This is a genomic window from Pseudomonas sp. BE134, assembly GCF_031456105.1.
Classification (GTDB): Bacteria; Pseudomonadota; Gammaproteobacteria; order Pseudomonadales; family Pseudomonadaceae; genus Aquipseudomonas.
This window is the reverse complement of record NZ_JAVDUA010000004.1, coordinates 163,276-184,052: the sequence shown is the minus strand read 5'-3', so window position 1 is coordinate 184,052 and position 20,777 is coordinate 163,276. Positions and strand designations below refer to the sequence as shown.

General features: G+C 53.0%; 18 protein-coding genes and 1 pseudogene. 8 read left to right on the top strand and 11 right to left on the bottom strand.

Annotated features, from left to right (window positions below):
* The first annotated feature begins 2 nt into the window (after nucleotides 1–2).
* The 4 genes and pseudogenes from J2Y56_RS05660 (at nucleotide 3) to J2Y56_RS05645 (ending at nucleotide 4,040) form a co-directional block, all read left to right on the top strand.
* Complete coding sequence (locus J2Y56_RS05660) at nucleotides 3–797, top strand: hypothetical protein (protein WP_310349197.1); 795 nt, start codon at nucleotides 3–5, stop codon at nucleotides 795–797.
* 12 nt (nucleotides 798–809) lie between these two features.
* Nucleotides 810–1,604, top strand: a complete 795-nt coding sequence (locus J2Y56_RS05655) for a hypothetical protein (RefSeq protein WP_405046843.1) — start codon at nucleotides 810–812, stop codon at nucleotides 1,602–1,604.
* A gap of 12 nt (nucleotides 1,605–1,616) precedes the next feature.
* Nucleotides 1,617–3,479, top strand: a pseudogene (locus tag J2Y56_RS05650) (lipase family protein); the annotation flags it as partial.
* 351 nt (nucleotides 3,480–3,830) lie between these two features.
* Nucleotides 3,831–4,040, top strand: coding sequence for a hypothetical protein (locus J2Y56_RS05645; protein WP_060543699.1), 210 nt, complete (start codon nucleotides 3,831–3,833; stop codon nucleotides 4,038–4,040).
* A 353-nt stretch (nucleotides 4,041–4,393) separates the two neighbouring features.
* Here J2Y56_RS05645 and istB read toward each other — a convergent pair whose 3' ends face one another.
* The 3 genes from istB to J2Y56_RS05630 all read right to left on the bottom strand — a co-directional run bounded on the left by istB (nucleotide 4,394) and on the right by J2Y56_RS05630 (nucleotide 7,231).
* A complete protein-coding gene (gene istB, locus J2Y56_RS05640; protein ID WP_060543700.1) occupies nucleotides 4,394–5,137 on the bottom strand; it encodes an IS21-like element helper ATPase IstB in 744 nt (247 codons plus the stop codon).
* The gene (gene istA, locus J2Y56_RS05635) at nucleotides 5,134–6,684 is read right to left on the bottom strand and encodes an IS21 family transposase (RefSeq protein WP_060543701.1); all 1,551 of its coding nucleotides are present in this window, start codon (nucleotides 6,682–6,684) and stop codon (nucleotides 5,134–5,136) included. Before istA ends, istB begins: the two co-directional genes overlap by 4 nt.
* A 259-nt stretch (nucleotides 6,685–6,943) precedes the next feature.
* Nucleotides 6,944–7,231, bottom strand: a complete 288-nt coding sequence (locus J2Y56_RS05630; RefSeq protein WP_060543702.1) for a hypothetical protein — start codon at nucleotides 7,229–7,231, stop codon at nucleotides 6,944–6,946.
* Nucleotides 7,232–7,343: 112 nt separating this feature from the next.
* Between J2Y56_RS05630 and J2Y56_RS05625 the strand changes: the two genes are divergently transcribed.
* Nucleotides 7,344–8,384: a hypothetical protein gene (locus tag J2Y56_RS05625; protein ID WP_060543703.1), complete on the top strand. Its 1,041-nt coding sequence runs from the start codon at nucleotides 7,344–7,346 to the stop codon at nucleotides 8,382–8,384.
* 345 nt (nucleotides 8,385–8,729) lie between these two features.
* Here the strand turns inward: J2Y56_RS05625 and J2Y56_RS05620 are convergent, their stop codons facing one another.
* Nucleotides 8,730–8,960: a helix-turn-helix domain-containing protein gene (locus J2Y56_RS05620; protein WP_082457623.1), complete on the bottom strand. Its 231-nt coding sequence runs from the start codon at nucleotides 8,958–8,960 to the stop codon at nucleotides 8,730–8,732.
* Between the two features lie 108 nt (nucleotides 8,961–9,068).
* Here J2Y56_RS05620 and J2Y56_RS05615 point away from each other — a divergent pair, with 108 nt between their 5' ends.
* The 3 genes from J2Y56_RS05615 (at nucleotide 9,069) to J2Y56_RS05605 (ending at nucleotide 11,405) form a co-directional block, all read left to right on the top strand.
* Complete coding sequence (locus J2Y56_RS05615; protein WP_060543704.1) at nucleotides 9,069–9,653, top strand: hypothetical protein; 585 nt, start codon at nucleotides 9,069–9,071, stop codon at nucleotides 9,651–9,653.
* Nucleotides 9,653–11,038 carry a DEAD/DEAH box helicase gene (locus tag J2Y56_RS05610; protein ID WP_060543869.1) on the top strand — a complete coding sequence of 462 codons (1,386 nt, stop codon included), beginning with the start codon at nucleotides 9,653–9,655 and terminating at the stop codon, nucleotides 11,036–11,038. Before J2Y56_RS05615 ends, J2Y56_RS05610 begins: the two co-directional genes overlap by 1 nt.
* A gap of 73 nt (nucleotides 11,039–11,111) precedes the next feature.
* On the top strand, nucleotides 11,112–11,405 hold the full coding sequence (locus J2Y56_RS05605) for a BPSL0761 family protein (RefSeq protein ID WP_060543705.1): 294 nt from the start codon (nucleotides 11,112–11,114) through the stop codon (nucleotides 11,403–11,405).
* A gap of 398 nt (nucleotides 11,406–11,803) precedes the next feature.
* Here the strand turns inward: J2Y56_RS05605 and J2Y56_RS05600 are convergent, their stop codons facing one another.
* From J2Y56_RS05600 to J2Y56_RS05570, 7 genes are all read right to left on the bottom strand, one after another.
* Nucleotides 11,804–13,288: a multicopper oxidase family protein gene (locus J2Y56_RS05600; protein ID WP_060543706.1), complete on the bottom strand. Its 1,485-nt coding sequence runs from the start codon at nucleotides 13,286–13,288 to the stop codon at nucleotides 11,804–11,806.
* A gap of 11 nt (nucleotides 13,289–13,299) precedes the next feature.
* Complete coding sequence (locus tag J2Y56_RS05595) at nucleotides 13,300–13,719, bottom strand: hypothetical protein (RefSeq protein ID WP_060543707.1); 420 nt, start codon at nucleotides 13,717–13,719, stop codon at nucleotides 13,300–13,302.
* 102 nt (nucleotides 13,720–13,821) lie between these two features.
* The gene (locus J2Y56_RS05590; RefSeq protein WP_060543708.1) at nucleotides 13,822–14,214 is read right to left on the bottom strand and encodes a hypothetical protein; all 393 of its coding nucleotides are present in this window, start codon (nucleotides 14,212–14,214) and stop codon (nucleotides 13,822–13,824) included.
* Between the two features lie 228 nt (nucleotides 14,215–14,442).
* On the bottom strand, nucleotides 14,443–14,805 hold the full coding sequence (locus J2Y56_RS05585; RefSeq protein WP_060543709.1) for a DUF3302 domain-containing protein: 363 nt from the start codon (nucleotides 14,803–14,805) through the stop codon (nucleotides 14,443–14,445).
* Between the two features lie 54 nt (nucleotides 14,806–14,859).
* Complete coding sequence (locus J2Y56_RS05580; RefSeq protein ID WP_095057875.1) at nucleotides 14,860–18,018, bottom strand: efflux RND transporter permease subunit; 3,159 nt, start codon at nucleotides 18,016–18,018, stop codon at nucleotides 14,860–14,862.
* Nucleotides 18,015–19,499, bottom strand: a complete 1,485-nt coding sequence (locus J2Y56_RS05575; RefSeq protein ID WP_095057876.1) for an efflux RND transporter periplasmic adaptor subunit — start codon at nucleotides 19,497–19,499, stop codon at nucleotides 18,015–18,017. Before J2Y56_RS05575 ends, J2Y56_RS05580 begins: the two co-directional genes overlap by 4 nt.
* A complete protein-coding gene (locus tag J2Y56_RS05570; RefSeq protein ID WP_060543712.1) occupies nucleotides 19,496–20,752 on the bottom strand; it encodes a TolC family protein in 1,257 nt (418 codons plus the stop codon). Before J2Y56_RS05570 ends, J2Y56_RS05575 begins: the two co-directional genes overlap by 4 nt.
* Nucleotides 20,753–20,777 lie beyond the last annotated feature (25 nt).

Below are 20,777 nucleotides of genomic sequence, written 5' to 3'. Positions count from 1 at the left end.
CCATGACAACGTCGTATCCGCTGGTGAAGTTGCTGTGTAAAAGCCCTGTTTTGGGTTGTTGTCTCGCATTAACCGCAGGCTGCGCCACCAGCCAGCCAAACACGTTCACCTTCACCGCCGATTTACCAGCCGACTTCGCTTACCAGGCGATTGCCGTGTATGTGCCCGCAAAAGGCGAAACCTGCACAGTGCCGGGCGGGAGAAATACGGAAGTCGGGTACAACATGAAATGGCGTGAAAACTACCAGCCGAATGCTGAAATTGCCCTGCGTCGAACGGTCAGTGGGTGTCCGCTGGTCATCAGCCGCATCAAGCTGGATATCAATGCGACCTATGGAAAAACCCGGGGTGATTTTGGAGGGGATTCCGCTGGGGTCGTCATTCGCGATGAATTGGCCCCGCAGTACAAACGTGCCTTCAACGAGGCTGGTGAAAGTACCTTCTTCGGTGAATGCCAATGGCTGTTCCGCACTTCGGGCAAGCCACGCATCCTCAGAAAAATCCTTGATTGCAAAAAAACCGATGCACAGGGCGAACCGGGGCGCGGTCGTCCGTTTTCGGCGTACACCCTCGATCAGTTGCCGGGGAAAACCGTGAGGATGCGCATCAAGTTGGCGGATGAGGAACGGCCTGCCATTGGGAATACATGGGTAAAAGTGCCGAACGGTTGGAAGCGATGCATGGGCGATAACTTTCAAGACCAATACGCGTTTTGCTTTGGCAACTACAAGGACTTCAGTGGTTTTCAAATGCCTGACGGCCGGCAATGCACCATTTACCCAGGCTGTACGGAATAAGGACATCCCCCCATGACAACGTCGTGTCCGCTGGTGAAGTTGCTGTTTAAAAGCCCTGTTTTGGGCTGTTGTCTTGCATTAAGCGCAGGCTGCGCCACCAGCCAGCCGAACACATTCACCTTCACCGCCGATTTGCCAGCCGACTTCGCCTACCAGGCGATTGCCGTGTATGTGCCCGCAAAAGGCGAAACCTGCACAGTGCCGGACGGGAGAAATACGGAAGTCGGGTACAACATGAAATGGCGTGAAAACTACCAGCCGACTGCTGAAATTGCCCTGCGTCGAACGGTCAGTGGGTGTCCGCTGGTCATCAGCCGCATCAAGCTGGATATCAATGCGACCTATGGAAAAACCCGAGGTGATTTTGGCGGGGATTCCGCAGGGGTCGTCATTCGCGATGATTTGGGTCCGCAGTACAAACGTACCTTCAACGAGGCGGGTGTAAGTACCTTCTTCAGTGAATGCCAATGGCTATTTCGCACCGCGGGAACAAACCGACGCATCGTAAAAATTCTAGATTGCAAAAAAACCGATGCACAGGGCAAACCGGGGCGGGGTCGTCCGTTTTCGGCGTACACCCTCGATCAGTTGCCGGGGAAAACCGTGAGGATGCGCATCAAGTTGGCGGATGAGGAACGGCCTGCCATTGGGAATACATGGATAAAAGTGCCAAACGGCTGGAAGCGATGCATGGGCGATAACTTTGAAGACCAATACGCGTTTTGCTTTGGCAACTACAAGGACTTCAGCGGTTTTCAAATGCCCGATGGAAAGCAATGCACCATTTACCCAGGCTGCACTGAATAAGGAGAATTCGACATGACGTCATTGGAAAAAGAGCTGGAATCGCGGCTAAGCAGCCGCGTATTGGCATGCCCCGCACAGGGTCGATGGAGCAGCTTTCAGTTAGTCGACGAGTTCGGCTCTGGCGAACCCTAGGCCGGGTTGGCCTACGTCGTAACTGACTCGGAAGGGCAAGAATACAACGGTGTGTTGGATATAACGGGCACAGGCAAAGTGGATAACCACTTTGCCGGCCCTATCTCGCTACTCCTTGACCAAAAATACCAGGGGCGTGAAAAGAGCTATGAATTTTTACAGACAAGACCCCATTACCCCTTAGAAATAACCGAATTCCAGGTCCGCGCCGAGCAAACCCGCTATCTGAACCAAAACTCCACTCGCACCAAAGAAAACCCTGCACAAGCCTGCGCGGATGAGTTTTTTCAGGTGGAAGTGCGCCATCTGGTCAAGCATGTCTCGCACCTGCCTCCTGAGGTTTATCGCCATTACCCACACGGTACGGGGCGGGAGAAACTCATGGGTAAACATGGCGCGCTTGGCATTGCCCTGTTGCCGTTGCAACACACCGTGCTGGAAGTGCGCCCGCTGCGGGCCTTGCGCCCCATGCTCTCGACCGACCCTGAATTTTGTGCGCTCAACCTTTACCAACTCGCGCTAATGGCCACTTTGAGCTATTGCCCCTTTGGTCAGCAGCCCGATGAACAACCCGTCAGGACCAGAACCGTTAGCTTCCCCCTGCAACCCAGCGTCGGCAACTGGTTCGGGGATGCACTGGCAAAATTTGATGAACTTGGGCAAGTCGATGCGACGCAGACAAGAGCTTATTACCCACTGTACGAGGATGTACCGTACTCCAAGCGACTGGAGATCGTGCCGTTCGCCCCCGATCTCTATACGGCAAACGACCCGGAACTGGGTGAAGATCAGGAACACCCTGCCAAGATTCATTTCCTCGACGACAGGAAGCTGGGCGCAGATTCGACTGATACTCAGGCCTTCATTACCCACTACGACGAACTGATCCTGATCGCAGTACGTGGCACCTATGAAATCGTCGCGGATGGCCTGCGCGACGCCGATGCATTCCAAGTGCCATTTGAAGACACCGACAGCAAAGTGCACCGAGGTTTTTACCAGGCAGCGCAGAAAGCCTACGACTTCGCTGTGAAATACCTCGATAAATTTTATGCCGGACAAAAACTACTGATCTGCGGCCACAGCCTCGGTGGCGCAGTGGCTTTGTTACTCTCCGAAATGCTGCGTCGCAGGCCGGAAGGCTACAAAATCCAGCTCTACACCTACGGCGCCCCCCGCGCCGGTGATGCCAATTTCGCCAAAGGTGCCGCAGACTTGGTGCATTACCGAATGGTCAACCACAACGACCCGGTGCCAAGCGTGCCCGGCACCTGGATGAACACCAAGGCTGGCGTTTTCGGGGCGGGGGCAGCGCTGACCTTCGTCAATGTGCCTGCTGGCCTTTCCGTATTTGTAGCCGGCATCACTAACTGGACAGGCGAACCCTACGACCACCACGGCACCCTGCGTCACGCGATGCCGGTGCAGTTCAGCCGCAAGGAAATGTCCATGATCCTGTGGGAGCCCGGCTGCGACACCATTACTCAGCACGCCGCCTGTTCGGTGGCCATCCAGCAAAAAAACGGCCTCCCGAATCGACCTTCGCTGCTGACTCAACTGTTTAATGCCGGTAACCACTCGATGGTCGGCAGCTACATTCCCGTCTGTTGGGCCTCATTCAAGCGCTCACAGGAAGCACTAACGTCAAAACGCGCCCTGGTCACCGACATGGAGTGTGAATGGATAGAGCAGGCACTCCAACGTATTACCACCCAGTTGCGTTCCAGGCGAGATCATTTATCGAACCAAACCATGATGGGAAATTGCACTCCACTTGACCACCTATTTGCATTGCATCTGACCAGTCAATTGCATTCGACTTGACCACCCGTTTGCAATCGACTTGACCAGTCAATTGCATTCGACTTGACCAAGATGATTTAAATTGAGGTCTCACCAACTACGGGCCGGCTGGCAGAAAATTTTTGCCTCAACCTCCCTGACTATCGCCCCCTAAGTTCTGATGGGGGCCGCATGAGAGAGCTGGAGATAGCACCTGGATTACGCACCTGAGCTCCGTTGGGGCTAGCATTGAGGAAGACAATCGAAGTATCCGTCTTCAGGTCGATCATCTGTGGCAAGGATCATTCATCGATGGGCATCGAGCAGACAAGAACGTTGATCAGCACCCGCAGCGAAGAAAACGCCAATCGACTATTGACGGCAGGATGGACTCTGTTACTTGTGGCAGACCGCTGCGAGGGTGAGCACCAATGGCTGGTCTATCAGTTCGCGTGGCAGCGTGAGGGTGAGCCAGTGGAGATCACGTTTACTGGCGTCGAGCCTGGCCCAGAAGCTTTCTAAAATTGATCCGCCTGTTGTTGTTCATGGCGTACGAAGCGGAGCCACCAATCTTATTCACGAGTTGTTAATTCGTAAATGCCGAAGGTGGTCCAGTTAAGCAGCGTAGCGCAACAGTTGCCGTAGTGGCCTCCGTCGCATAACGTACGTTGACTCCAAGGAATGCTACCAAAGCAGCTGATACATTGTGCAGTGGGCGCGTGAACGCCTCACCGCATAGATAGTGCTAACAAACAATTAGTTACACGCCGATTGACCGAGCGTTTGCATTCGATTTGACCAGGTATATTGGATATAACCAGTGCCTGCCATTGACGCGCGCACCACCCGCACCAGCCACTTGCCTGGCGAAAAGCTCAGCGCTTGCGGCTTTTGATTTTGCGCATAGACTCCCCTTTGAGCTGGATAACATGAGATTTATGCACGATTCGATCAAGGATAGCGTCCGCAATCGTTGGGTCAGTAAACAAGTCATACCAACTCTCCTTTGGATACTGGCTGGTAATAAGCAACGAGCCGTTTTGAGACTGTTGATCAATGACATCCAGAAGGAAGGGACCAAGCTGCGCATCAATTCCACCGATACCAAGATCATCAATGATCAAGAGCTCGGTTCGGATCAATTGTCGACGAAGTTTGGGGAGTGTGTGATCCGCATAAGAAAGAGATATTTCTTCGAATAGACTTGTTGCTGTACGATACAGAGTATGTGAGCCAAGTCGGCAAGCCTGATTTCCAAAGGCACAAGCCAGCCAGGTTTTCCCAGTACCTGTTGCACCGGTGATGATTATGTTTTGTCGACGCCGTAGCCACTCGCATTCACCTAAGGTCATGACTACGTTGCGATCCAACCCGCGATTGGCTTTAAACTCGATATTTTCAAGGGTCGCTTCTGACTCACGCAGCTTGGCCGCCTTTAGCAAACGCTCAATCTTTCTGGTCTCGCGCTGACATGTCTCTGCCTCCATCATCAAACCAAGCCTCGTATCGAAAGGCTGTTTAAGCAGAGTAGGTTCTTCAAGCTGACGCTCATAAGCGATCGCCATTCCCGTTAACCCAAGATCCAGCAGTCCCTGAGCGGTGTTCAATGCTTGTTTCATACCGGTTCATCTCCCTGTACGGAGTAGTATTTGGCACCGCGAATATTTGAGTGCTCAATTAGCGGCGTTGAAACTTTGAACACAGGACGCCGGTCAGACCCGTTACGTAAAATTGACCGGAGTCGTTCCGTGCTCAAAATGTTAAGCGAGTTTGCATAGGCACAAGCCGACTCCAATCGAGACGCTTCAATTTGTCCTTTGCGCACGTCGCGTCTGAGCGCGACTACAGCCCGAAGCCCTGTGGCGAAGTCCCTTCTGTCATCGAGATTCTTTTTAGCGAAAAACAAAGTTTCTGAGCCGATACTCTGTGCCCAAGCCAATAACATCTCTGGTTGTGAATCCTGAAAGTGTTTGTGGTTACGAGGCAAATGCTCTCGTAATGTGCTGACTCCTCGACTGTGTTCCACACGATGTGTGCTGATGATTTGCCGTTGGAAACTGACGTCAAGCCACTCATCGTTTACGCGTAGATCTACAATTTGGTTAGCAAAATGAAAAGGGACCGAATAATGATGCTCGTTGAATTCAACGTGATAATTGCTACCGACCCGGATATGGTAAAACCATTGGCTATAGTTGTAGGCTCTCTCAGGAAGTGGCTGCAAAGCTGGTGACTCAATTTCAAGAAACCGCACCATTCTGCTTTTGGGATATGTTTTAGTAACTCTGTCGTTCAAAGCTCTTGCCCAATAAGTAATTTGCTCATTAAGTTCGTCTAATGAGAAAAATGTACGTTCGCGGAGCCTCGCGAGAACAAATCTTTGTACAATTTGAACACCTATCTCGCCCAGCGATTTGTCTTTAGGCTTGCGAGGCCTCGCAGGGGTGATGGTTATGCCATAATGTTCAGAGAGTTCTGAATATGCGCGATTCAATACAATTTGATCACGAGTTGTTTTGAGCACCGCAGCTTTCAAATTATCGGGGACAACAAATTTTGGTACACCTTCAAAAAACTCTAGGGCTCGCACGTGACAACGTAGCCAGTCCTGAGTTGTCTGACTTGCGACAGCTGTCGCGAATGTATATCCCGAGGCTCCCAGAACAGCGACGAAAACCTGAGAGAAACTGACCGTACCTGTTAATGGATCTGTTATAGGCATCGTGCGTCCGCAAAAGTCGACGAACATTTTGTCACCAGGCAGGTGCACCTGTCTCATGCTGACCTTTTGTGTGCTCAGCCAATTACGATAGAGTCGAGTGAACTGAGCATAGGAAACACCAAAGGGCTCTTCTTCCCTAAACTCCTGCCACAACAGCTCAAGCGTCATGTCAGGCAATCGAAGCTGTTCGTGGACATCCAGCCAAAGTGGACAAGCCTTTCTGTTAGCTGCCCCCTTTGTTTCGCTACACAGACGGGTAACAAGCATCTTATTGTCTAGTTCCCTGAGATTTTCCCAGGTTTCGCCGCTTTGTTTCAGCTGATCCCGAATTGTGCGAACCGTATTGTGAGATACCTTCGCTAGCCTGCCTATGGCCCGGTTGGACAGATTATTATCCTCCGCAAGGCGTAGTACCTCGCGTTGCTTTTCTATTGGTAGCCTCATCGTTGCTCCCCGCGATGGGCGCGTGAACGCCTCACAAATCGCGCCGTGTGGAATTTAAAGATGAACGGGGTTTGGCCGGCTTGACGCCGAACGCAGGGGAACACAGAATGGCAATGTCTTGGACTTGAAACCTGACATCACCTTAAAAAGCCTGGGGCGCCAACCCCGGGCTTTTTTGTGCTCCTGAACTGTCGCTTTACGGTTCAGTCGTCTTTCATGTCGTTACCTCTTTTTCCTATGGCTGATCTTATCGATCGCGTCATTGAGCTTCTATTTGCACTGCCTCGGGCAGCTGTGTCGATGTGAGACGCTGCCTGGCAATCCATGTCGCCACCTCTTTAGATAAGGCAAAGGCCCCGCGCCGGTTTGGTACGTCGAACAGAGGCACCTCGATTCGCCCTCTCTGCTTGGCCTTGCGAAATGCTTCGTGGGACGCGTAGCCCAATTCCCGCCACAACGCGGTACTACCGAGCATGAGTCCGTAGCGCTCTACAAGGTCGTGTTCCAGTTCGGAGGCGAGTGCCTCTATCTCGTTGTGTTCATTCATGACGCGGTTTGTCCCGTGTAGTCACGCTGCATATTAGTAAACGGCTCACTTGCGTTCCAGCCGTAAGTCACCTACATTTTTTACGGTACAGTTTTTCACGAGGCCACAGTAAATGACTGATATTTCTAGAGTAAATGGGGTCGATATCGAGGATACGCAAAAAAAACGGAACAAATTTTATGAAAAAAATTCTACCCCGCGGAGCCCAATTGAAACGATGCGAGTACGCTACTGGTACGAAGGGCTAAAGCAGCGCACTCTCCTATCTTCTGCATATGCATTGGAAAAATACTTTGAGAAGGAGTCGTTTAAACGAAATGGTAATGGGACAATCCGTCATTATCGAAGTAAATGGTCAGGTTATGACAAAGACCTAAACACCCCGAAGTCCGAAACTCTCAAGCGCGTTGAGCTTCTCGCACCTGGTTCAACTCGAGAGTTGGGACATCCACTATGGGAAATAATGCGGTCGGTAGGTAAAAAGAGTGTCGATGCAGATGCATACATGAGAACACTTAGTGTCGACATACAAGCGGTAATTTTTTCGTCAGAATTTTCAGGCTTGTCTGCTTACTCGAAACGAGTGCCTGTTACACAACGACTATTAGAAATGCTTGAGAAGCGAGCCAGTCTCGACTGTGTAGCTTGTCTCATTTGCTTGATACTTGAAGCGACACAGCAAAAGCGCAGTGCAACTGCTGTGAAAGCGGCGCGTGCTTTGCACAATGTACTTCTAATGATTGCAATTGAACTCCAAGCCCGAAAAATTGCGTCTCCATTCTTGGATTGGGTAATTGAGCACATCTTGCCTCTAGGGGTTTTACCTCATCTTAAATTATGGATGATAACTAGCGACTACGTGTTTGCGTCCGCCCATGTAAACGTGATGGTTTATCAGACTGCGTCTCGACAGGGGAAAAGCCTGGATTGGCCTCATCGTGTCAAGGTTATGCAGCGGTTGATTCAAGGGAGAATGGGGTTCGATGTCTACTATGCCATGAGACCTCATTTTGAAATTAGGTCTGACCTTAAAGACATCCCAATTAAGCTGGTCAAGGATTTCGAGCGTGCCTCTAAACTTCGGACCTGGGGCTGGAAATGTATTCTTGAAGGGCGATCAGAACGCGTCCCTCCGAAGGAACTTTTCCAGTAAAGGGGGCCGTACTGAAAGAATACCCACTTCGAAAAACGATGGGGCTTGGCCGGAAGGAGCGAATAAAACATGAAGAGACTTTGTAGTTATCAACGATGCCGGGACACGGCGTTAATTTTTTTGGCCGAACTGGCGTCAGCCCACATTTGAATCGATCAGAGATAATTCAGTTGTACCAATGTATCAAAAGATGGCTGATTTCGCGCTAGGCTTTTGAACCGTTCTGAAGCCCACGATTGGTATCCATTCAGCTTTCGAACTGTGATGCTAGATGTCGAACCAGTTCGGTTGTGCAGTCCGGTGCGCGAGTTGTTTTTCACAAAAGCAGTGGGTCCAGTTGTTTTCTTACAGGTATAAGTCTGAAGTTAGAGGTGGCAATAACGTTGCTGGTTCACACTCCAATATGCCGGCTATTTGGTATAGCTTTTCTATCGTTATATTTACCTCTCCTCGCTCAATACGTCCCATATAGCTACGGTCGACTTTGCAAATGAGTGCCAGATTATCTTGTGAAAGGCCTTTGGCCTTTCTTTCTGCCCGAATGTTTTTGCCCAACACCTTTGCCAGTTGCTGCATAGCCGCCTCAGCCCACTTGAGACGGCACTATCCTGTGTTTGCGGACGAATCGACCACGGACTATAATCCGTATTTTGGCCGTTCCGTGATTCTCCCTCAGGTACCTGTATGAAATCTGATTCTTTCACCTTCGACAGGCAGCTGTATGCCATGCTCCAGCAAGAGGGTTTCGAGCATTTTACGACCCGTGATGTGCGAGATGCCTATGCTAGACACCTCGAAGGAATGAATGTCCGCCTGAGTGACGTACGACGGTATGTCTATAAACAGATTCGACGTATGTTGCACGTAGGCTGGATTGTCCAAGATGAAGATCGCCGTAAGCGCGGACAGGTCTATCACATGCGATCAGTCCCAGATCATTTACGGCTGAATCTCGTCGACTCCGAGTTTGTAAGCAAACCCGCCTGCACAACCAAGGTTAGGAAAGGGCCCGCACGTGACCTTCCAGCCACACCCAAGGCATCGCCAGATACAAATGTGACTCAGCATTTAGAGACCCTGCTTAAGGAGGTCCGACTGGATTTCCTTTCGTCAATGGGGGAAGCGGAACGCTATAAACAGATATTAGAGGAGATGCCACACATTAGAGAGCAAGTAGAGGGTGAGTACCTGCAAGCACGAGATAGAAGCTCACGCCTGTTGGGCCACCTGCGTGCGGTCGAGAAGACATTGAAGACACTCACATCATGATGAATGGATCACTGAGGAATTGGCAAAGTAGGTGCATTGATACGGCTCTGAACCATTATATCTCTAGCCCTCATCTTTTCTGTCAGGCGACGCCGGGCGCTGGGAAGACCCGAATGGCGGCAGAATTGGCAAGCCGTCTTCTGGAGCGCGACAAGATTGATCTGATTCTCTGCTTTGCACCTTCATGCCAGGTAGTAGAGGGTTTCCGGACTACATTTTCTAAAGTGCTCGGTCGGCGTCTGGATGGTTTGTTAGGAGCAATTGGTGCTGCTTGCACCTATCAAGCGATGGAATATCGAGAGGAAGCCTTTTGGAAGCTTTTTGATGAGTATCGAGTTTTTGCTGTTTTCGATGAGATTCATCACTGCGCGGGGCACGACTCACTATCAAGCAATTCGTGGGGGCAACAGATCATTCAGCGTGTACAGGACCGTGCAGCGTTCACTCTGGCGCTATCGGGTACACCTTGGCGCTCCGATCAAAATGTTATTTCTCTGGCACGGTATTCAACCCCGGAAGGTGAGTTGATTTGTGATTACCGCTATGGGCTTAAAGAGGCCATCACCGATCGCGTTTGCCGGTCACCTCGCATCGTTTTAATGGATAACCAAGAGGTACGCCTTATGGAGGACGGGGATAATTACGGTTCGGTTAGGCTGTTTCCTAGCATTGCAAATCTTTTAGACGAATCTCCCGTTTCTTACGAGGACCTGCTTTACCACGATGACATTCTCTGTCAGCTATTGAGCAAGGCATGCGAAAAACTTAACGATGTCAGAAAAGAGAAGCCGGATGCGGCAGGCTTGGTAGTTGCCACAAATATTAAACATGCTCACCAAATAGCTTTAGAGTTAAAGGCAAAGGGCGAAATCTGCTGCGTCGTGACAAACAAAACGCCGGATGCCCAGCAGATAATAAATAGTTTTAGAAATAGTCATTGTCGATGGATAATTTCAGTTGGGATGATTAGTGAGGGTACAGATATTCCTCGGCTTCAGGTCTGCTGTTATCTGAGTCGCATTCGCACCGAACTGCACTTTCGACAAGTACTGGGAAGAGTTCTTCGGCGGATAGGGGAGTCTGATGATCAAGCATGGTTTTATGTTTTAGCCGAGCCATTACTGCAACGCTATGCGCAGCGACTTGCCGATGATCTACCCGAGGATTCAGCAGTCTGTATCCAGGTTAAAGTCCCAGCAAAAGAAGCCCGTGGTGAGGAGTTAAATGTTGAGGATCCTGATGAATATTTCGAGATAAATAGCTCTGGATACTTGGAGTCAAAATATCAGGTTGGTGATTTAACACCTGATGAGTTTCGATTGGAGTCGACCTTCGCCGTAAATTTTTCGCAGCACTTTCGACATCAGTTGCTGAGTGTTTTCTGATTGAATAATGCGCACTTAGTCTGCGCCGACGGACGCAGCTGCTTCAGCGACTTAACAGGAGCGATAAATCTTTATGACTAAGGTACATGAGCGTACCCGTAGCGTTGTCCAGACAGAGAGATTTCTACAGGATCTTGCCCATGACGCGAGCGTGCCCGAATCCTTACGACTTCGTGCCAAAGGCCTGCTGCGTCATTACCCCGCTGCGAGTGATATTTGGCTCGCTGGCAAATTAGAGGAGCGCCGGAAAGCCGAGCTGTATCTCGTTGAGGAGAAACATGGACCTCTACCGCCGGTACTAGGCGTCTGGTTGGTTACTGAGCTCCTGTTCTCTGACGACGGCCCAGATAGCGTTTCTCGGACTTAGCGATCCTCCATTTCGTAGCCATTTCAGTAGGTAAAGTGCTGTCAATTTCGTAGGTTGCAACGCTGAACATAGTTATGCCGGCCGTTCGAGCCTTCCGCCTTATGACTGCGATAGCTACATGCCAATGTGTAATTGTCACTCAGTCTCATAATTGGGAACCGCTTGGCAGGGTGTAATGCGTGCGCACTTATACCAAGCGATAGTCCGGTGAGTGCAACGTCAAGAGCTTGAGCCGGAGTAATTTGGGATGGCTATTTCTGCGCGGCAGTTTATCGATATCAGCGGTCGATGAACCTGCTTCGCGGAAATGATCAAGCCAATACCTGCCTAACTCGAAACTTCTCCGGCTTGTTGGAATCTGACGAATGTTCTGCCTATGACGACATTGTTGTCTCCGCTCAAACCACCTCAAGCTGTCCCATCATGCCCATTGCCTCATGTTCGAGGATGTGGCAGTGAAACATGCGTAAGCCGGGCCATCGCTGTACTGTTTTAATACGTACGACTTCATTCGCGCGCAGGTTGACCGTATCCTGCCATGCACGGAATGGAGCGGGCGTGACCACTCCCTCAAACTCGCGCTCAACTACTTGGAATTGGGTGCCGTGTAGGTGAAAGGGATGGTCCATGTCGCTGCGGTTGACGATTTCCCAAAGCTCCACTTCATTGACTCGGCTGGTCAGATCGATCCGTTGCATGTCGTATTCCTGATCGTTGACTAGGAACTGAACGCTATGGCGACCATTGGCCATACTCATGCTTTCACTGAATACTACCTGCTTAGAGGTTGACGTCGGGCCAAGGTCGTCCACTGAGCCAAGATGGGCAGGCAAGTCTGCCTGTACCTTGGAAGTGACGGCTGCAAAATCAACTGTTAGCAGGGGGATGATTCGATCAGGCGCCACATTACCCATCTTGCCCCGTGGATATACATTAGCAATTAGCTCTGCTTTGTCTCGACGGTTACTGGCGTCGACTATGAGTTCGGCCCGTTGGCCGGGCGCCAGTAAGTATTCGGTCAGTCCTGGCTGTGCAGCTTCCAATAAACCACCGTCCGTTCCTACTAGAGTCAGCGTACTACCGGGCAGCGTGAGTTGTAGATATCGGGCACTACAGGCATTCCAAACGCGCCAACGCTCGCGTCCTCCTGTATCGAATGGCAATACCGGTTGACGCTGGGCGTTGACCAAGGCGAACTGACCTTCGCGACCATTCATCCAGTCGTTTTCTTCATTTGGTGCAATGGCAGCATAGCGGTCCAGTTTGAGATCAGAGATCACTAACAGTCGTTCCGGCAGTGTGATCAGTGGGTCTTTGCGCGATCGGACCACCAGAGCCCCAGCCAGTCCACGGAAGGCTTGCTCGGCGGTATATTGGTGTGGATGAGGGTGGTACCAGTAGGTACCGGCACTACCCTCGGGCAGATTGAAACGATAGATACGGCTTCCGCCGGGTGGCACTGGGTCTTTCGGGTTACCGTCCTGCTCCGGCGACACTGGCAAGCCATGCCAGTGAATAGTGGATGGCTGTTTAAGCTGGTTCACGAAGGTGATTTCCACCGTGTCCCCCTCAAATAGCTCAATCAAAGGACCGGGCAGAGTGTCGTTATAGGCCCAGAACTCGGTCGAAGCATGACCGGGGATAAACGGCAGCGTTACAGGTGCAGCGATCAGCTTGCCTTGGAAGTTGCCTGGCTGATTGCTGGTGTTGGTCAGTTTGGTGAGTTCCCGAAGAGTACCACCTTTGGGCAGTGACTCTGATGCCAGCAATGGCAGCCCAAGAGGCGACGACGGGGAGCCCATGGTCTCGACCGACCAGGCGCGCAACCAAGGAGTTACCAGTCCTGCTACAGCCATCCCGCCGAGAAAGGTACGTCGTTGCATCTGGGTCACCTTCACTTAGTCATTGGCATGTTCATCATGTTTGACTGCTGATCCATCATTTTCATCATCATGTCCATCATCCCCATACCTCCACTGTTCTTATCCCCAGACATGTTCATACAGCCCATTGCGCTATGATGTTTGCTCATCATGGCCATGCTGTCCTTCATCGTTTTCATGCCTTCTTGCATGGCCGCATGGCGCTCGGCGGGAGTCTTTGCAGCCGCTGCTTTGTCATGTGCAGCCTGCATTTTCTGCATTTGATCGGTCATAGCTTGAGTCATGGCCGCCGACTCTGGTGCTGGTGCTGGTGCTGTATTCTCGGCTGAGTTGCTTGGTACGTCGGCTGGGTGGTGCGCATCTTCGGCAGAGGCCATGAACGCACTGCTTGCCAAAATCGTGGCTAGAACCAATTTGGAAATTGCTTGCATGATGAGCTCCGGAGATTGTGAAGGGTAAGCAGGAACAACTGAGTCGCAAAAAAGCGGCGCAGCAAGACAGAGCGACCGGTGCCGGCCACTTTGAAATTGGGGTTAATCGTTGGAACGAACGAAAGTCAGGCGGGCTGGCCTCCCCGGCGGTGCGGGGCGCTTCAGTTGAAGAGCGGCGAAGGAGAATTTCTCTTCTGGGATAAGTAGGAGTACTGCCGCAGTTAACAGCAAAAGGACTACCCAGTTGATGGGGTCTAATACTGGAATCTGCGATGAAGGTTTAATCGCCGTGGCAACGTCCTCACACGTCTGGAGGCAACCATTGGCGTGGAGAACATGATCAGGCTGCAAATACTGCTCGGCAGTGTGTGGCGTAGCTACATTGTGACCTGTCTGCACCAGACAACCCTGGATTGCCATTACCGCCACAGCCAACACCCACACCACGAGGGTGAGGTGCAATAGGCTTTGACGATGACGGCGGAACCAGTACATGGAGTACTTCCTCGACTTTTTACGTCGTAACAATTTTCAGTCTAGCTTGCAAAGAAATAGAAACATTGATCGAAGTCAAGCAAGCGAGGGGTGACGACCAAGTTCAAAACTCATCTTGGATCACCCCTAGCTTTGGGCTGGGCTCGGCATCGATACCTTACAACTGCGCCAAGCGCAGATCGTCTGGTGCGAAATCGGTATGGAATACCTGCTGCGAGCGAGCGGAGCTTAGATGCCCTCTTCAGAATTAGCCGATGCCTTTGGCGACGTCGCTGTCTCTTCCAGGCGCTCAATGCGCTGTTGCAGGTCTGTGATCTGTTGCTCCAGGTGAACGACATGGTTTTTCGGCGATTGTCCATCGCTGAAACCCCACCCTCGATCTTCCCTGTACAAGGTTGCCCAAATCCACAGAAACGGCCAGAGCACGTGTAAGGTGAACATGCTTACCCAAGCAGTCGCATGGATCGCATCCTGATGAGGGTGATTGCGGCTCACGGCGATGTTATAGGGGATGTCATGCAACATGAGGATTCCGTAAAACAAAACCAAACCGACAAATATTAAGAGGCCCAAAGCGAAGTAATCGAGCATGACTCCCTCCGTCGTCTTCAGTTACGGTGCTAGAAACTGCAATCAGGGTCAGTTTCATACGATCTTTTCTAAAGTGTTGGTGGGTTCAGCAGATAGGTGTCGACGGCGCATCAGACGATAGGCCGCAGGGATGACAAACAGAGACAATAAAGGCGCAGTGATCATGCCACCGACCATAGGTGCGGCAATGCGGCTCATCACTTCGCTACCGGTACCACTGCCCAATAAGATTGGTAACAGACCAGCAATGATGACCGCCACGGTCATAGCCTTGGGTCGAACACGCTGCACGGCGCCTTCGCTAATCGCGGCGATTAACCCACGCTCGGTACTGTCGTCTGCCTCTTCGCGTTCGGCCCAGGCGTTTTTCAGATAAAGCAGCATGATCACGCCAAATTCGGCAGACACACCTGCTAGAGCAATGAAACCGACGCCGGTAGCCACCGACAGGTTGAATCCCAATAGGTAGAGGAACCATGCGCCACCCGTAAGAGCGAATGGCAGGGTGGCCATGATCAGCAAGGCCTCGTCGAAACGGGAAAAGGTCAGGTAGAGCAGTACGAAAATGATCAGCAACGTGGCCGGTACCACCAACTTGAGCCGTGCGTTGGCTCGCTCTAGAAACTCGAACTGCCCGGAGTAGCTCAAACTCATGCCTGGCTGCAACTTGACCTGCTCACCGACGACCCGGCGCAAGTCGGCGACCACCGAGGCAATATCCCGGCCCCGCACATCGATGTACACCCAGCCGGAAGGCCGTGCATTCTCGCTCTTGAGCATCGGAGGCCCTTCACTGACTTTGACCTTTGCTACTGTTCCGAGGGTAATCTGACTCCCCAAAGGGGTGTAGATCGGCAGCTGCTCCAATGCACCGAGCGAGTCGCGCCATTCTCGGGGATAACGCACGTTGATCGGAAAGCGTGCGAGCCCTTCAATTGTCTCCCCGACGTTTTCACCACCAATAGCACCGGCCACGATCGACTGCACATCGGCGATGTTCAACCCGTAGCGGGCAGCTGCCTTACGATCGATATCCACATCGATGTAACGCCCACCCGTCAATCGTTCGGCCAGAGATGAACTGACCCCAGGCACGTCCTTCGCCACGCGCTCGACTGCCTGAGTAACTGCATCGATCTCCGTGAGGTTGGGACCGGTAACTTTTACCCCGATTGGACTCTTGATACCGGTGGCGAGCATGTCGATGCGGTTGCGGATGGGCGGTATCCAGATATTGGTCAGCCCCGGGACTCGCACCGCTCGATCCAGTTCTTCCACCAGCTTCTCTTGGGTCATCCCGGGGCGCCACTGCTCGCGTGGTTTGAATTGGATGGTGGTCTCGAACATCTCCAAGGGGGCTGGATCGGTCGCGGATTCAGCGCGGCCGGCTTTGCCAAAGACATGTTCGACCTCTGGCACGGTTTTGATCATGCGGTCAGTCTGTTGCAGCAGTTGCGCGGCCTTCTGCGCCGACAACCCCGGTAGGGCCGAAGGCATATAGAGTAAATCGCCCTCGTCCAGCGCAGGGAGGAATTCGCCGCCCAAGCGAGAGACCGGCCATAGCGCGCTGAGAAAGACCAAGAGCGCGACCAACAGGGTGATTTTCGGACGATGCAGTACCGCGTCCAGGGCCGGTTGATAGATCCTGATCAACCAGCGGTTCAGAGGGTTCTGCTCCTCTCTGGGGATTCGTCCACGAATCCAGTAGCCCATCAGCACTGGCACCAAGGTTACCGATAGTCCGGCCGCAGCGGCCATGGCGTAGGTCTTGGTGAAGGCCAAAGGACCAAACAGACGTCCCTCTTGATCCTCCAGTGTGAACACCGGTATGAACGAAAGTGTGATGATTAACAGACAAAAAAACAGTGCCGGCCCTACCTCGGCCGCCGATTCGGTCATTACATGCCAGTGTTGTTCACCCTTCAGTTCCTTCCCCGGGTGGGCCGCGTGCCAGGCCTCGATCTTTTTGTGAGCATTTTCGATCATCACCACGGCGGCATCGACCATGGCGCCAATGGCGATAGCGATCCCGCCAAGCGACATGATGTCGGCATTAATCCCTTGGAAGCGCATAACGATGAAGGCAATCAGCACCCCCACCGGCAGAGAGATGATAGCCACTAGGGATGAGCGAAAATGCCAAAGGAATATCCCGCAGACCACCGCGACGACGAGGAATTCCTCAAGCAGTTTGTAGCCAAGGTTCTCCACGGCACGATCAATCAGCTTGCTGCGATCATAGGTGGTGACGATTTCTACTCCGGCTGGCAGACTGCTCTTCAGGTCGTCAAGTTTGGCTTTGACCGCAGCAATGGTTTGGCGAGCGTTCTTGCCACTGCGCAGAATCACCACGCCGCCGACGGTCTCACCTTCGCCATCGAGTTCGGTGATGCCGCGACGCATTTCCGGCCCCATCTGGATAGTCGCGACGTCGCCGAGGGTCACTGGTACACCACCAGCGCCAAGCTTGAGTGGAATCGCACGGAAGTCATTCAGTGTCTTCAGGTAACCGGAAGCGCGCACTATAAATTCGGTTTCCGCCATTTCCAGCACCGCACCACCGGTTTCCTGATTGGCCTTACCGATAGCCTCGGCCACCTGCGCCTGGGTGATGCCCTGACTGGCAAGTTTGAGCGGATCGAGCTGCACCTGGTACTGCTTGACCATGCCGCCCACAGTGGCGACCTCCGCCACATTGGGCAGGGTCTTGAGTTCGAACTTGAGAAACCAATCCTGTAGTGCGCGTAGCTGCGCCAGATCGTGCCCACCACTGCGATCCACCAGTGCGTACTGGTAGATCCAGCCCACCCCCGTAGCATCCGGACCCAAAGCCGGTTTGGCGCTGGCCGGCAGACGGCTTTGTATCTGGCTCAGATACTCCAATACCCGTGAGCGAGCCCAATACAAGTCGGTACCGTCTTCAAACAACACGTAAACAAAGCTGTCGCCGAAAAAGGAATAGCCGCGAACTGTTTTGGCCCCTGGCACCGATAGCATGGTGGTGGCCAGTGGGTAGGTCACCTGGTTCTCGACAATCTGCGGCGCTTGCCCCGCATAAGGAGTGCGAATAATCACCTGAACATCGGAAAGATCTGGCAATGCATCGATGGGGGAGCTCTGAACCGCCCAGACACCCCAGGCCGTGACGAACAGCGTGGCGAGCAGTACCAGGAAGCGGTTGGCTACTGACCAGCGGATCAGGGCGGCAATCATGGCTGACCCCCTAGTTTTTCCAGGCGTTCAACGCGCAAACCATCATCGGTTTGACGCAGTGAAATCCTAACCTTGTCCCCCGCTTTAAGTCCTTGTCTGAGAACAGGGTCAGCCAATGGAAAGGTCATGGTCATGCCTGGCATGCCCAGCGTTTTGAATGGACCATGGGCGAGCGTCACGTCTTGGTTGTTGATCTCGACAATCTGGCCTTCGGCCTCATGCAAGGCGGCAGCTGCGGCAGTGGATGGCGGAACTTCCAGAGTCGGCGCGACAAGCCCCTTGAGGCTGGCCTCCGAGTCGAGCAGGAACTGCCCTGAGCTGACTACCTGCTGACCTTCTTCCAACCCCTTCAATACCACTGTCTTGCCTTCGTTTTCCTGCCCGAGTTGCACTTCTACAGGTCGGTAGCGGCCAGCGCCTTCAGCGAGCATCACCAAGACACGTCGGCCAGTGCGGATGATTGCCTCGCTCGGCACCCACAATACGCTTTGATCTGTCGAACGATTCAGGTGCACCCGGACTGTCATGCCCGGCCGCAGTTGCCCATCAGGATTGGGCAATTCAACCCGCACGCGCACGGTCCGGCTGTCTGGATTGGTTTCGGGCAGAATCGCGCTGACGGTGCCACTGAGTACTTTCCCCGGAAAGGCTGGCAAACGTGCTTCGACCGCTTGCCCGACGATGATCGATCCAGTCTCCGACTCTGGAACAGCCACCGCTAGCCAGATACTACTCAAGCCATTAACCCGAGCCAGAGTCACGCCGGCGGCCACAGTCATACCTGAACGGACACTCAGCTCTAACAGCACACCGCTGATGGGGCTGGTGAGTGTCAAGATCGGCTGAACCTTGCCGCTTCGCTCGACTTGAGCAATCAGCGTCGCTGGCATCCCGGTCAAACGCAGCCGTTGTCGTGCTGCCGCCAGCAAGTCGGCATCGCCGATGCGTTTGAGTGCGAGAAACTCTTCCTGAGCAGCGGCCCATTCGGGTACCAGGATATCGGCCAACGCCGCATTGGCTTTGAGTACATCGCCTGGAGCATGGGCATACACCCGCTCCACAAAGCCGGCAGTACGCGATTGAATGACCGCGACATCCCGCTCGTTGAATGCTAGCGCACCCACCACGTCCAGACTGGAAGCAAGGAGTCCACGGGTGACGGTGGCCAAGCGCAAGCCGAGATTCTGGGTCAGGCCAGGGTCGATGCTCATGGCCGCATTGTCCGCCGAGGAATCAGCGTATCGGGGCAACAGCTCCATATCCATGAAGGGCGACTTGCCCGGCTTATCGAATTTCTGTTGTGGCTGCATCGGATCGTACCAATACAGAACTTTGCGTTCGTCTTGCGTTTTAGGTGCTTGCTCAGCAGTTGTTTCAGGCGTTGCACTCATGCGCTGGTGAGAGATCCAGTAACCTCCGATAGCGCCCAAAGCAATCAAAAAACCTGCCAGTGAAGCCCCTTTCCAGATTCGAGTGCTCATTGTTTGGTATCCCCATAAGCAAAATACAGGCGAGCACTGGTGAGGGCGCGTTGTTCTTCGTAGTCGATCTGTTTGAGGCGGGTTTCGATAAGCGCACGTCGAGCCGTAATGACTGCTGCCAAGTCGCTTTTACCTGCGCTGTAGCTGGCCATAGTCAAATCCACTTTTTCCTTGGCCAGCGGTATTAAGCTGTCCTGACTGCGGTGCACGGCACGGTTCAGACGCTCGTACTCCGCCAGATCGTCCTCCAGTTGCTGGGTCTTTTCACGTACAAGAGCTTCGCGCTCCGCCTCCAGCTGATTCAGTTCGGCGTGTTTGGCGGCGATTTTCGGGTTTTGTCGAGAGTCGGGGAACAGTGGTAGGTCGAAAGTAAATTGCACGCTGACCATATCGCCGAACTGACTGTCGCGGTGCTGGTAGTCGAGCTCCCAACTCCAATCGGACTGCTTTTCCGACTCGGCTTCACGCACCTTGGCCTGCGCTTCGCGAGTCATTGAAGCGGAAGCCGCCACGGCAGAGTGCTGTTGCAGCTTCTGGGAATAACTTGAGGCATCGATGGGCCAATCGGGAAAGCTGCCGACGAGCTTGTCATTGGCCGCTGGGCCAACCCAGCGCTTGAGTGCCGCTCGGGCTTTCGCACGTAGACGAATTAGCTCGTCCTGTTGTTCCGCCAACTGAGCCGCCTCCTGTTTGGGCGTGATCGCATCGGCAGGTTGAGCTCGGCCACCGGCAATCTGCGCCCGAACGGTATCAGTCAATAGACGGTTCTCCCGGTAAAAATCCTGAAACAGCGCCTCTTTCCGTTCGACGGAGTAACTGCTGATCCAAGCTGATGCCGTGGCCTCACGAACGTTCAGTCGCTCGAAACGGCTTTCGGCCTCAGCTCGCGCTACGGACGCCTCAGCAACTTCAATGCGTGCTTTACGCTTGTCACGGTTGGGTACCTCCTGCATGACCCCGACCATCTGCATGGTCATGGGGTCCTGCTTCAGGTGCCCACCCTCAGGGCCGCTGATGGGATAGTTTTGTACGCCCAGCAGGAGCTTCGGATCGGGTAGTTCACCGGCTGGAATGGCTGCGCTACGGGCTGCTTGCTGTTTAGCAGCTTGAGCGGTCAGTGAAGGGGCGTTGTTTTCAGCCAAGCGTAAGGCTTCGTCGAGTGTTAGGGGCGCAGCAAGGCTGGGCAATGCCAGAATGCTTGCCACCAAGGCGACCAAGAGGGGCCAACCAGTGCAGTAACACTTGGAATTCATGCTCACGATTCCTGTGAGGATCTAC